11 protein-coding genes are annotated in these 14,083 nt (G+C 48.1%); all 11 read left to right on the top strand.

Going from position 1 to position 14,083, the window contains the following annotated elements:
* Nucleotides 1–484 precede the first annotated feature (484 nt).
* The 11 genes from GX441_05945 to efp all read left to right on the top strand — a co-directional run bounded on the left by GX441_05945 (nucleotide 485) and on the right by efp (nucleotide 14,030).
* Nucleotides 485–745: a hypothetical protein gene (locus GX441_05945; protein ID NLI98185.1), complete on the top strand. Its 261-nt coding sequence runs from the start codon at nucleotides 485–487 to the stop codon at nucleotides 743–745.
* Between the two features lie 53 nt (nucleotides 746–798).
* A complete protein-coding gene (locus GX441_05950) occupies nucleotides 799–3,570 on the top strand; it encodes a pyruvate, phosphate dikinase (protein NLI98186.1) in 2,772 nt (923 codons plus the stop codon).
* A gap of 105 nt (nucleotides 3,571–3,675) precedes the next feature.
* Nucleotides 3,676–5,250, top strand: coding sequence for a PQQ-binding-like beta-propeller repeat protein (locus GX441_05955; protein ID NLI98187.1), 1,575 nt, complete (start codon nucleotides 3,676–3,678; stop codon nucleotides 5,248–5,250).
* Nucleotides 5,251–5,335: 85 nt separating this feature from the next.
* On the top strand, nucleotides 5,336–8,164 hold the full coding sequence (locus GX441_05960) for a hypothetical protein (GenBank protein NLI98188.1): 2,829 nt from the start codon (nucleotides 5,336–5,338) through the stop codon (nucleotides 8,162–8,164).
* A gap of 86 nt (nucleotides 8,165–8,250) precedes the next feature.
* On the top strand, nucleotides 8,251–8,547 hold the full coding sequence (locus GX441_05965) for a nucleotide pyrophosphohydrolase (GenBank protein ID NLI98189.1): 297 nt from the start codon (nucleotides 8,251–8,253) through the stop codon (nucleotides 8,545–8,547).
* Between the two features lie 9 nt (nucleotides 8,548–8,556).
* A complete protein-coding gene (locus tag GX441_05970; protein NLI98190.1) occupies nucleotides 8,557–9,855 on the top strand; it encodes a hypothetical protein in 1,299 nt (432 codons plus the stop codon).
* 8 nt (nucleotides 9,856–9,863) lie between these two features.
* Entirely contained in the window at nucleotides 9,864–10,517 is a 654-nt protein-coding gene (locus tag GX441_05975; GenBank protein ID NLI98191.1) for a hypothetical protein, read from the top strand.
* Nucleotides 10,514–11,371 (top strand): hypothetical protein, encoded by an 858-nt coding sequence (locus GX441_05980; GenBank protein ID NLI98192.1) that lies wholly within the window; start codon nucleotides 10,514–10,516, stop codon nucleotides 11,369–11,371. The genes GX441_05975 and GX441_05980 overlap by 4 nt, the downstream gene beginning before the upstream one ends.
* Entirely contained in the window at nucleotides 11,371–12,024 is a 654-nt protein-coding gene (locus tag GX441_05985; protein ID NLI98193.1) for a hypothetical protein, read from the top strand. The genes GX441_05980 and GX441_05985 overlap by 1 nt, the downstream gene beginning before the upstream one ends.
* 81 nt (nucleotides 12,025–12,105) lie before the next feature.
* The gene (locus GX441_05990; GenBank protein ID NLI98194.1) at nucleotides 12,106–13,476 is read left to right on the top strand and encodes a phosphomannomutase/phosphoglucomutase; all 1,371 of its coding nucleotides are present in this window, start codon (nucleotides 12,106–12,108) and stop codon (nucleotides 13,474–13,476) included.
* Nucleotides 13,473–14,030 carry an elongation factor P gene (gene efp / locus GX441_05995; protein ID NLI98195.1) on the top strand — a complete coding sequence of 186 codons (558 nt, stop codon included), beginning with the start codon at nucleotides 13,473–13,475 and terminating at the stop codon, nucleotides 14,028–14,030. Before GX441_05990 ends, efp begins: the two co-directional genes overlap by 4 nt.
* Nucleotides 14,031–14,083: the final 53 nt, after the last annotated feature.

The raw sequence follows: 14,083 nt of genomic DNA on the forward strand, positions 1-14,083 counted from the left end.
AACGGCTCTGCGCCGTAAAATCAAGATACTGCTATGAGATTGCCGCGTCCTAACGCCTTCGGCGTTTCTCCTCGCAATGACGTTGGAGTTCGTGACGCTTTTCATCAAACGGGACTCCATTTCTCGAATCCTGACTAACCACGCCAGGGAATTTGTCCAGCTTCTGACCATCTTTCCCACCCCAAGAAATCGCTTCGCAATTTCTTGGGGACCCCGGGTCTGGAATCGATTCTGCCGAAGCTGTAGGCTTCCAGCCGCTACTTTTGGGGAGTATTTGACCATGATTCCTGATCGCAAAGAGTTAAATCTGACTTGGTTCGGGGTCCCCAACGGGGTGCGCAGCAACCTGTTGGGGTGAATTAATCCTGACCTCGCTTCGGCATACGAATTGCCTGATTCGTGCTACGAAACCGCCGGTCAAATATTTGAATCAGGACCAAACCGACTTGACCTTTACCCTGTTTTGTTCTATAATTAAGGCTGAATGTCTGTTGTTGCAGTATATCGTCCTATGGACGAAGTTGAAGCAAGAGCGATACTTGCATATCTCAAGGGAGAGGGAATACGCGCTGAATTGAGGGTTTTTCACAACCCTTGGGAGATTTCTTGGCTTGAAGGAAGGTCCTGGGGAGAAATACTGGTCTTGGAAGAGGATAGCGAACGCGCCCGCACGGTTATTGAGGATTTCTTATCGCTAACCTCGCAGGACGAAGAATCTCAAAAGGAACCTCCGGACGTTTCTTGAAACGGCGTCAAAAAAATATTAAGAATCGCATATCCGAAAGTTAAGGAGGATTAGTGAAATTCGTATACCGTTTTGGTGGAGAAAAGGCGGATGGCTCTGCCGCCATGAAGAATGTGCTTGGCGGAAAGGGCGCTAACCTGGCAGAGATGACTAATCTTGGTATTCCTGTGCCGCCCGGCTTTACCATCTCGACTTCTTTATGCATGGATTACCTTAAAACAGGCAAATACCCCAAAGGTCTGAAGGATGAGGTGGAAAAAGGCCTGAAGCATATAGAAAAGCTAATGGGCAAGAAGTTCGGCGATTCCTCTAATCCTCTTCTTGTTTCGGTGCGCTCAGGCGCGCGGGCTTCAATGCCTGGCATGATGGATACCATCCTTAATCTGGGCCTTAACGACAAGACGGTTGAAGGTCTTGCGGAATTGACCTCCAATCCCCGGTTCGCATACGATTCGTACCGGCGTTTCGTGCAAACATACGGCGACGTAGTCCTGGGCGTGAAGGCAAGCTCAAAGGATGAACACGATCCCTTCGAAATCATGATTGATGAGGTTAAGCACGCAAAGAACGCATCTTTCGATACCGAATTGAGCGCCGAAGACTGGAAAGCTTTAGTCAAGCGCTTCAAGTCCATGATCAAGGATTTAACCAATGCGGACTTTCCTAACGATCCAGAGAAACAGCTCTGGGGAGCCATCGAGGCCGTGTTCCGCTCGTGGAACAACCCTCGCGCGATAACGTACCGCAAGCTTAACCGTATTCCCGACGACTGGGGTACTGCCGTAAACGTTCAGGCAATGGTATTCGGAAACATGGGTTCTGATTCGGGTACAGGCGTTGCATTTACACGCGACCCTGCAACAGGCGAGCGAAAGTTCTACGGCGAATACCTTGAGAACGCGCAGGGCGAAGACGTCGTGGCTGGAGTAAGAACCCCTAAGCCCATCTCCCAGCTTGAGAAAGAGATGCCCAAGGTCTACTCAAAACTAATGAAGATTCAGTCCAGGCTCGAACGTCATTACCGGGACATGCAGGATATGGAGTTTACGGTAGAACGAGGTAGACTCTGGATGCTTCAAACGCGCGCAGGAAAAAGAACTGGCTTTGCCGCAATCAGGATTGCGGTTGATATGGTCGACGAGAAGCTCATAAGAAAGGATGAGGCGCTACTTCGCATAGATCCTGAACAATTGAACCAGCTGCTCCAACCTGTATTCGACCGTTCTGAGAAGAAGAAAGCGGTGGCCGAAGGCCTCATTCTAGCAAAAGGATTGCCCGCAGGCCCTGGTGCGGCAACAGGGAAGGTTGCATTTAATGCCGACGACGCAGAAGAGTGGGCAAGAAAGGGTTCGAGCGTGATTCTTGTACGAATCGAGACCTCACCCGAAGATATCAGGGGAATGGCTGCCGCTCAGGGAATCCTCACACAGCGTGGAGGAATGACCTCTCATGCCGCATTGGTGGCAAGACAGATGGGAAAAGTGTGTGTTGCAGGTTGCGGCGACCTTGCAATCAACTACAAAACCCGTCAGATGACCATCAAAAACATGGTAATCAAGGAAGGTGATTTTTTGTCGATTGACGGTACAACAGGCGAGGTAATAGCTGGAGAGGTGACAACAAGACCCTCGGAGGTTATACAGGTGCTCATCGAGGGTTCCATGAAGCCTGACCAGTCGGAAACGTACAAGCGCTTCGCAAAGCTCATGAAATGGTCGGAGGAGTCGGCCAAACTTGGAGTTCGAGCTAACGCCGACAAACCTGAACAGGCCGTTATAGCAAGGCGCTTCGGTGCAGAAGGAATCGGACTCTGCAGGACCGAACACATGTTCTTCGAAGGAGCAAGAATTGACGCCGTCCGTGAGATGATTCTTTCGGATGATGAAAATGGCAGGCGCAGAGCGCTCACAAAACTTCTGCCCATGCAGAAGGAGGATTTCGTTGGTCTTTTCAGGGTGATGGACGGCTTCCCTGTAATAATCCGGACTCTTGATCCGCCGCTCCACGAGTTCCTGCCGCACGACTCCGAGACTATCAAGGAACTTGCCGAGAAGATGAACGTAGGAGAAGAGAAGATTAAGGGAAAAATTGCTGAACTGCACGAGTTTAATCCCATGCTCGGTCATCGCGGATGCAGGCTTGGGATAACCTATCCAGAGATTACCGAGATGCAGGCCCGTGCCATCTTCGAGGCTGCGTGTCTGGTAATAAAGGAGGGCAAGACGGTAATACCGGAGGTCATGATACCGCTTGTTGGCAACATCAATGAGCTCTCGAATCAGCGTGAAGTTGTAGAAAACACTGCTAAACAAGTACTTACAGAACAAGGCATAGACATGCCCTACATGATTGGAACCATGATTGAGGTCCCGAGGGCAACCGTCACGGCTGATGAGATAGCAACCAAGGCTGAGTTCTTCAGCTTTGGAACCAACGACCTGACGCAGACAGCCATGGGTTTTTCAAGGGACGACTCCGGCAAGTTCCTTTGGGATTATATCGACAAGGGGATAATCAAGGACGATCCCTTCCAGACCCTTGATCAGCGAGGCGTAGGCTCACTCATAAGGCTTGCGATAGAACTAGGACGTCAGACCAATCCCAAGCTCGAAGTCGGCATCTGCGGAGAACATGGTGGCGACCCAAGGTCGATTGAGTTTTGTCATACCGCCGGACTCAACTACGTTTCATGCTCACCCTTCCGCGTGCCCATCGCAAAACTTGCCGCTGCGCACGCCGCTTTGAAAAATGCAATATTGGAACCAAAGAAAAACGGTGGCAGGAAAAAGGCAAAGAAATCGTCCGCTCAAACAAAAAAGAGATAATACTATAATAGAGATGCTGATAAGAGTCCCTTTCACGGGGATTCGTAAATGCAGGAAAAAGTATAATCTCGCTACAATATATACCCTGTCTTCAGGAGGTATTCAATGATCAGGAAATGGCTTCTTGCGGGAATCTGGCTGGCATTTATTGCAATTTCTTGTGAAAGACCTTCCCCTGGCTATGCAAACGTAAAAGTGTATTCAGAGCCAGCTGGCGCTGACGTGTTTATTGATGACAGCTCCACAACGCTAAAAACCGACTGCACATTGAAGGATATTCTTCCCGGCGAGCGCGGGATAACCCTAATGCTTCAGGGATATGAAGACTGGGATACGACCATTTTGCTCGAAGATGGCGACGTCGCAAAAATTCATGCTAATTTGAGGAAGATCGACAGTACCCTTGGAACCATAATCATCTCGTCTGTTCCTCAAGGTGCGGATGTTTTTCTGGATGATAGCGCAACCGGCAAGAAAACCGACTGCACTCTGCATAACGTCAAGCTGGGCAATGTCACGCTAAGGCTCGAACTCCCAGGATACTTTCCTTATGAAAAGAAAATTTATATTCAGACAGGCGCGACATCGGGCATAAACGCGGTACTCGAGCGGGATGCCTTAGCCTGGAAATACAAAACCGGCTGGATTGTCAACTCCTCGCCGGCAATTGCTTCCGACGGCACCGTCTATGTTGGTTCCTGGGATAAAAGCTTTTACGCTTTCAGCAAGGACGGCTCCCTCAAATGGAGTTACCTGACAGGTTCATTCGTGGAATCCTCTCCAGCGATAGGTCAGGATGGAACAATCTACTTCGGCTCTCATGACGATTACGTCTATGCTCTTACAACGCTTGGAAGCATGAAATGGAGATACGGCTCCTCCTCCGAGGTTACATCATCGCCCGCAATAGCCGCAAACGGCACCATATACTGCGGGGCAAGGGCAAGAAGAGAAGTGACCCAGGAGATAGTCGATTATCTTTACGCATTAAATCCTGATGGCTCGCTTAAATGGAGATTTGAGATTGGAGAGGAATCGTTCAAGGTTACGGCTTCGCCCGTTATAGCCTCGTCAGGAAACATCTACTTCGGGTGCGAAGACAAGAACCTCTACTGCATCAACACATCGGGGACAAAGGAATGGAGCTTTCCCGCAGGCGGAGTTATTAACTCATCGCCAGCTATAGCCCAGGACGGGACTATTTATTTCGGTTCGGACGATAAGAAGCTTTACGCGTTGACATCCAGTGGTTCACTCAAGTGGAGCTATACAACGGAAGGACTAGTCCAATGCTCGCCCTCTCTTGGGACTGATGGAACCATTTATGTAGGCTCATCAGATGGTTATCTTTACGCAATAACACCTCAAGGAACCTTGAAATGGCGCTATAAAACAGCCTCGTCTGTTACCTCTACCCCTGCTGTGGGCGCGGACGGAGCTTTGCACTTCGGATCATCGGACACTTATGTTTATATCTTAGACTCCCAGGGTCAACTCCTTTGGAGGTATAAACTTGAGGGTGCGGTGAAATCGTCGCCAGCATTATCTCCGGATGGAGTCCTTTATGTAGGCTCGGACGATGGGTACATTTACGCCATTAACGTCGATTCCAAAGGACTCGCTTCCTCATCCTGGCCTAAATTCCACCGCAACAACTCGAATACCGGACGGTCACAATAATAAATCTGCAGCCCTATCGTTGACTTTTGCCATTCGCTAAGTAGTTTTAACCTTAAATTATAAACTAAGATCAGCGGAGGAGAATATGCAACTCATTTTTGTAATTGCATCGTTGTTTTTTCACGCCTGGGGCCATGAACAGATAGGCAACGGCAACTCGGGAATGCAAGGAATAACAGTAGGTTACGGTCAAAACGACGATACTTTGAGGATTTATTCGGGATGCGACGATTCTACTGTCTATGAATTTACGTTTTCGGGTAGCTCATGGAGAAAGAACCCTGTTGGAAAGGGACAGGGTCAGATGCATGGCCTTTCGGTCGGATTCGGTAGAAACGACGCCATAAGAAGGATATATGCGGGCTCCTGGACAACATCGGCAGGTCCTGACGAGTTTACTTACGAGGATGGTTCGTGGCAGCAGGTACCCATTAGTTCAGGACTACAGAATTCCTACGACGGCGTAGTCGCATACGGACGAAACGATGATACCTTAAGGGTTTACACGGGAACAAATGAGGGTCAATGCCACGAATTTACATGGAGGAACGGTGCATGGACGAGTCAGTACATGGGAGGAAGTTCCTCATCCACGGACGGGTCTCAGCACGATGTTTTCGCAGGCCACGGCCGCAACGACGATACAATCCGCATATACGGTGCGTGCACTGATGGAAATGTTTGGGAATTTACGAATCGCGGCGGCGTATGGTTTCCGCAAGTTATTTCTACGACCGACGGATGTGCATGGGGAGTATGCGTTGCAGAGGGCCGCAACGACGGAGTAAAACGAGTTTATGCATCCTGCGGACCGCAGGGCAGCCCGGGAGACATATATGAATTTACATGGGAGAACGACAATTGGACGCGCACCCTGGTGATGCATTCTACATCCTGCTTCTTCGGTATAGGAGCTGGTGTAGGCCGGAACGATGACACATTAAGACTTTACGCAGGATCGTTCAGTCCAGGCCACCTTTACGAATATACGTGGCGAAACAACCAGTGGAACGCCTTTGACTGCGGCGAGATTCCGAGCGGGTCCTGGCTTCACGATATCTATCTTGCCAAAGGCCGCAACGATGATACGGTAAGGGTTTATGCTGGAGGAGGCGACAGATGGGTTCATGAATTTACCTACAGACCAGACGCAGGCGTAAGGGTGCAACCCGATTCATCAGCCGAAACAAACCCTGGCGTGCCGATTGTGTATTCGATGTGGGTTGTTAATACGGGAACACACAAGGATACTATTGATATCGCAACATCCGGCACACTGGACGGCTGGGATATAAGAATTCTCGACTCAGGGGGAACCCCCTTGACGGATTCTGATGAGGATCGAAAAACCGACGTAGGAGCGATGAATTCATTTGATTCGGTTTCTATCAGGGTAGAGATCACATCACCGAGCGCGGCAATAGCTGGCACAACCGACTCGACGCGGGTATGGGGCTCGTCCAGTCTTGCTCCTCTGGTCAGAGATTCCGCCATTCTTTTAACGACTATTGCTCAAATCTCAGGTCTTGTCGTTGAACCTGATCAGACGGACAGCATTATTGCAGGCGAAGCTGTTGACTACATACTTACTGTCAGGAACGAGAGCAACTCAAGCGATTTAGTCGACTTGACTTCAAGCGGAACAATTTCAGAATGGGGTCTCGAACTCCTTGACGACGCCGGCCTGCCCCTGGAGGATTCGGATTCTGACGGTGACGCTGATATCGGACCTCTCTCAGCTGGTGAAGACGTCGAGATCATTGCAAGAATTACTTCTCCGCCAGGCGCGGAGGGCGGAACAGTTGATACCTCAAGAGTAATAGGTGCGCTTAACATTGACCAATCGGTCAGGGATGCGGCCGCTCTCATGACCGTCATCAGGATTGTCCCTCAAGTGAGAATCGAAAGAGATTCCACTGATTCTACAGATGCTGGTTCTCCTGTTCGCTACCGAGTAAATGTAACCAATCTTGGAAATAAAACCGAAGCAATAAATCTTGCGTTTCATTCCAGTCAGAACTGGCAATGCTTTTTGTATGATTCCACAGGAATAACATACCTTTCAGATTCTGATGGAGATTCTCACATAGATGCAGGTTCTCTAGGAGCTTACGGCGATTCCGCCCTGCTCTGGATAGATATCGCTCCGCCTGCAAATGCCCGCCATAACACAGTAGATACAACGTATCTTACCGCTTTTTCATCACTTGATGAATTGGTGAGAGACAGTATAAGGCTCATAACAAGGGCGATGAATCTTATCCCAGGTGTATCAGTCGAACCCGATCAGGAAGGAACGGTAGATGCGGGCTCATCGATTCTCTACACCTTAAGAATAATAAACCAGGGCAATGAACCTGATAGTTTCGATTTGAGGATGGAATCGGATCTTTCCTGGCAGGCTGCCTTGAGACTACCGCAGGGTGAACCAGTAACCACTACAGGTCCTTTAGTAGCCAAGGATACAATGATAGTGGAGGTTCAAATAACTTCTCCTCCCGAATTGGCATCCATCATAGGTTCACCGGACTCAAGAAATACTGAACATCGAACGCTTTGGGCACAGTCACTCTCAAATCCATCGGTTCAGGATTCGGCATACATAATAACTCTTGCCGTACCGCCGCTCGACATCCACAACTACCCGAATCCCTTCAGGGGTGCCACAACCTTCATATACAGTATACCGACGAGGGGAAAGGCAACTCTTTCAATCTTCAACAGAGCGGGCGAACATATCGCAACTCTATTTGAATCTATTGATAGAGAACCTGGCATATTCACTGAATCATGGAACGGTTTGTCTTCAAGTAATGGAAGGACCGCACCTGGGGTGTATCTTTATTCACTAACCTTTGTCCCTGAACAGGGCAAAACACGAAGGATAACCAAGAAGGCGTTGCTGCAGCCTTAAACAAGCGTTCTATCGAGGTCCCTGAAGGGCTGAAAGGTATTGACAAACGACCTATCTATCGTATCATACACGAGATGGAAACGAAGATTGGAGTGCGTGAATTCCAGGAATTGATTAAGGAAGAATTCTTCCACAAGGACTCCCCCAGAGGCTTGGCAAAGACCTTTATCTGGTTTACGGAAGAGGTCGGCGAACTGGCACGTGCCATAAGAAATGCCGATGAAAACCATCTAAAGGAAGAGTTCGCCGATGTGCTTGCCTGGCTCTGTACGATGGCCAATCTGGCCGGGATAGACCTTGAGGAAGCCGTTTTGGATAAATACAATAAGGGTTGCCCCCGTTGCGGGGGAAAACCTTGCAGATGTAAAGAAGCCTTCAACTAGGAGGATCATTTGAACCTTTTTAAGTTCATCTTCCTCATCTTTTTACAGCCTGAAGGAGACAGCGTTCCGGCAGTACTGCCGCCTATAAGGCCTCCTTCTCAAGTTGTAGCAATCGATGTGCCTAATGACCAGGGCGGTCAAATAGACATCAAGTGGAAACTTTCTCCCGATGATGCCCTTCTGGATGGTTATGCTGTCTACCGCCTGGAAAATGGAAAGGAACCCCAAATGATAGCCTTTCTTGCTCCGCGCCGCGACAGCACAATGGAAAGTAACGACGATGCGCTCTTCACTATAAAAAACATCGAGACACAGTTGAAATATTCGCGAAGCGACTTGAGAAAAGCCGAGAGGAAAAAAGATGCTGAAGCTATAAAAGAATTAACGGCTGATATAAAGGCTATGGAAGACTATGTGGCTTCACTCAAGGCATCACTCATGAGCAATTTTACGCCATACACTTACAAGGTTGCCGCAGTTCGCGGAGAAGAAGAGGTTCTTTCAGAACCCTCGGCAGAAGTAAAGGCATATCCTCAGTGGTTCCACTTGCAGAGGATAAATGTTCTTATTGCCATGGTCTTCTTCTTTTTCCTTGTGTTGTTCTTCATTTCAAGGGCAAAACGCGGCAAGGAACTCTTCCTACGCAAGATTGCCGGTCTTGAGGCAATTGATGAAGCCGTAGGACGTGCGACCGAGATGGGCAGGCCCATACTCTTCGTCCCGGGATTATCTGATATAAGTGACATAGCAACCATCGCCGCACTCAATATCCTGCAGGGCATAGCGAAGAAAACGGCTCAGTACGACACTCCCATAATCGTTCCGAACCGAGACCCTATCGTCTACACGGTCGCCCGTGAAATCGTCAAGGAAGCGTATTCCGATGTTGGTCGGCCTGACGCCTTTAACCCGGACAGCGTCTTTTACATGACCGGCGATCAGTTTGCGTTCGTATCAGGCGTTAATGGAATCATGCTGCGCGAGAAACCGGCAACAAATTTCTTCCTCGGGATGTTCTATGCTGAATCCCTTTTGCTTGCCGAAACCGGAAACATCTCGGGAGCGATACAGATTGCAGGAACAGATGCATCATCACAGCTTCCTTTCTTTATTACTGCCTGCGACTACACCATCATAGGCGAGGAGCTTTACGCGGCCTCCGCATACCTCTCACGCAATCCGGAACTTATAGGAACAATAAAGGCCCAGGACTGGGGCAAGGCGACAATTGCAGTATTGCTTGTGATACTCAGCCTGCTTGCCGCATTCGGCCTCGAGTTTGCGGTCCAGATACTTCAAACGGTATAGGAGGTTAAATGCAGCGCACACTACCTTTAGTAATTACGCTGGTGCTCGGCATCGTGATGATGATTCAGTTCTTCATCCCGCACCAGTTCTCCAAGGCGTTTTACGATACTTCGCTGGAATGGCTGAGAGTAATGGGCTCTTTCGCGTTCATTCTGGGACTTTCGAGTTTTGTAACCCACCATTATCTGAAGATAAGACACAAAAAGGAAGGCTGGCAGTACAGTCCGATAGCCCTTGGAGCTCTTGTAATAATGGGCATCCTCGGGCTTGTTGGACGCTCCCCTAGCGTTACTCTCTGGCCTGTAAACGGCCAGAACATCTTCCTGTATCTCTTCAATAATTTCTATTCATACATGATGGTCCCGCTTGGAGCAACCATGTTTTCAGTGCTTGCCTTCTATATCGCTTCTGCCGCCTACCGTTCCTTCAGAGCCAAGTCTCTGGTCTCGACCCTTCTACTGATAGCCGCCTTTATTGTGATGCTTTCAATAATCCTCTACAACGTTCTTCCCATAGGAAACCTTGGCGAATGGCTCCTATCCGTACCTAATCTTGCAGCGAAACGCGGGATTCTCTTGGGCGCTGTTCTCGGCAGCATCGCGACTTCGTTAAAGATAATACTCGGAATCGAAAAAGGTTACCTAGGCGGAGGTGGCAAATGAACTTCTGGGAAAAACTCGGTAAAATAGACCGCAGGATAATCTACGGGATAATTGCTGTGGTCGTAATTGTACCTCTCGTAGCCGTCATAAAGCTTCCATCCAAGGTCAGGGCAATGCCCCGAACGCTGGATGTCTTCAATCACATAGAAAACATTGACATCCATTCGCAGCGTAAGGCTTTGATGATCTCCGTTGACTTTGACCCGCAGGTCGAACCTGAGCTTAAGCCCCAGTTCGAAGCCGTAGTCCGGCATGCCTTCGCCCGAAACATCCCTGTAGTGGTGATGGCTCCATTTAGCGTTCAAGGCGTAAATATAGGCGTCGATGTAATTGAAAGACTTGCCCAAGAACACGGCAAGGAGTACGGTAAGGATTATGTGATATTGGGATGGATACCTGGCGGAGTTGCCGTAATACTAGGAATGGGCAACTCCATAGAACAAACATGGAGAGCGGATAACAACGGAACGCCCATCTCCCAGATTCCTATGATGAATAACATACGCAACTACGACGATGTAGCTTTGATCATAAGCTTCACAGGTTCAACATATTACGGTTATTGGATAACGTACGCTTATACTACTTTTGGTGTTCCTGTAAGCACAGGGATAACGGCCGTTTCTGTGGCTGATATATATCCCTACCTCGGCTCGAAACAGCTTACAGGAATGCTTGCCGGCATGAAAGCGGGCGCCGAGTACGAAAGGCTCGTCAAGGACAAGTACTATCCTGATAAAGAGATATTCCTGCGCGCCACCCAATCCCTTCCAGCCCTGTCCGCATCCCTGATAGTGATTATTCTTTTCGTCATTATCGGGAACATCAGTCACTTTGCCACGAGGAGGAAGTGATGCACATATCTTTGAATCCCTGGGTATGGATAGCGGCAATCCTGACCCTTGCAATATTCAGCATACTTTTCAAGGAAAACCCCTTTTACCGCGTCGCCGAGCATCTGTTTCTCGGTCTCAGCGTCGGTTATTCGCTAACCTTCATATGGCACAACGCCCTATGGCAGATTGCATTCAAGCCTCTTTTCGTCGGCGGCGAAGTAATCCTCATAATTCCCATACTGCTTGGTCTTTTGTACTTCGCGCGGCTTATTCCCAAGATCTCATGGTTGGTCCGTATTCCAATAGCCATTACGCTTGGCTGGGGTTCCGGAATGGCGATTCCCAGAATGTTTCAGGCAAGCATCTTCAAGCAGATGGAAGCAGGCGTCCAGCAGATTATGCCGCAGATGTTCAAAGGCGATAACCTTTTCGCGCTTTCAGGCGGATTCTGGGGCATATTGATACTCATCGGCACTCTTGCGACATTGATATACTTTTTCTTCTCGCGAAAAGAGAAGAGCGTGCTTTCGACCGTGGTTTCGCCTGTCGGTATTTTCTTCATCATGCTCGGGTTCGGAGCCACTTTCGGATTAACGGTTATGTCGCGTATTTCTTTGCTGATAGGACGCCTTCAATTCCTTCTTAGAGACTGGCTGGGATTAATCCAGTAGAGACGATAACAAAGACTATTTTTGAAAAAAGCCCCCTCCGTTAACCGGAGGGGGCATAAGTAAAAATGAGTGAAAAGTAACATGAATCCTGCAATATTCAGGGCATACGATATCAGAGGCGTTGCGGAGAGGGATTTGACGCCTGAAGTTACCGAAGCGATAGGCAATGCCCTTGCATCGAGAGCAAAGGAACGAGGTATCCGGCAGATTGCTGTTGGCCGGGATATACGCATAAGCTCGCCAAGGCTTTTTGAAAACTTAACCTCAGGTATAATTAAAGCAGGCCTGGACGTTCTTGATTTAGGAATCGTTCCTACACCCTTGCTTTACTTTGCTCTTCACCAGTTTGATATCGATTCGGGCGTAATGATAACAGGAAGCCACAACCCGAAAGATCAGAACGGCTTCAAGCTCTGTGAAGGGAAAAAAAGTCTTTTCGGCGATGACATAATTGATTTAAGGAAACGAATAGAGGAAAACCGACTCATTACGGACAAAAAAGGCAAGGTTGAAAGAAAAGACATAATATCTTCATATATTAACTTTATGCACAAAGCTTTTGTTTTTAATGAAGAAACTAAACTAGTCATCGACCCGGGTAATGGAACCGCAGGAATCTTACTTGAACGACTTTTTGAGAGATTTCCATCGCTAGAAGTAAAATACATAAACCTTGAACCGGATGGCAACTTTCCTAACCATCTTGCTGACCCGACGGTGCCCGAATACATGGTTGAACTCGGAGAAATTGTTAAAAAAACACGTGCCGATCTGGGAATCGGTTTCGACGGAGATGCAGATAGAATCGGCGCTATGGACGAAAGAGGAAACCTAATATTCGGTGACAAACTGCTGGCAGTACTGGCGTCTGAAGTCCTGGAACGCAATCCCGGCGGGAAAATAATATTCGACGTCAAATGCTCGCAAGGGATAGTTGAATACATAACAGAGCGAGGAGGCGAGCCTTTGATGTATAAAACAGGTCATTCGCTGATTAAGGCAAAATTGGCAGAAGAAAAGGCACCTCTTGCAGGCGAAATGTCTGGACACATTTTCTACTCGGACGGGTTCTTTGGCTACGATGACGCCATATACTCCTCGTTAAGACTTCTGTCCCTCCTTGAAAAAAGAAGGAAAACGCTTTCAGAACTTGTCTCCGAGATTCCCCTGTATTTGAATACTCCAGAAATTCACGTACATTGTGAGGATGAGAGAAAATTCGAAGTTGTTCGCAAATTGCAGGAAGATTTTTCTCACGAATACGAAACAATAACAATAGATGGTGCAAGAGTCATCTTTAGAGACGGCTGGGGTCTTGTAAGAGCCTCAAACACCCAACCAGTACTCGTTCTGAGATTTGAGGCGAAAACCAATGAATCACTTGAAAAGATAAAAGACATCTTTTTCAAGAGATTAAGAAAATACAATGTAGAACCCAAGGAGGTTCATTGATACCTGCTACTCAAATAAAAGTAGGAAATTGCATTGTTCTTGACAATGATCCTCACATAGTCATGGATCGCAGGCACATCACCCTCGGAAGAAAATCAGGAAAGATTCAGCTTAAAGTGAGGAACTTACGCACGGGTCTCTCGATGGAGAGACGTTTCGCATCCGACGAGAAGATTGAGGTCGCCGTACTTGAGGAAATCCAGATGCAGTATCTTTACGAAGACGGAGAATTTTTCCACTTCATGAATACGGAAAACTATGAACAGATATCCATAAGTGCTGATTTCATTGGCGATAACCGCTACTATCTTACGGAAGGCATAGTTATCTCTGTTGTATATTTTGAAGGGAAACCCATTGGAGTACACCCACCAAAAACTGTAGTAATGGAGATTGTCGAGGCAGACCCTGCGCTTAAACATGCGACCGCTCAAGCACAGATGAAACCAGCGGTTACAAACACCGGACTCAAGGTTTACGTTCCGCCTTTCGTTGAAAAAGGTGACAAGATAAAGGTTGATACCGAATCCGGGGAATACCTCGAAAGGGCTTGATTAGAAACGACCAGATAGACTTCTAGTAAATCGGTTCATAAAAAAAGCCCAAG

The sequence above is a fragment of the bacterium genome, assembly GCA_012517375.1.
GTDB lineage: Bacteria > Hydrothermota > Tepidihabitantia > B3-TA06 > B3-TA06 > JAAYVC01.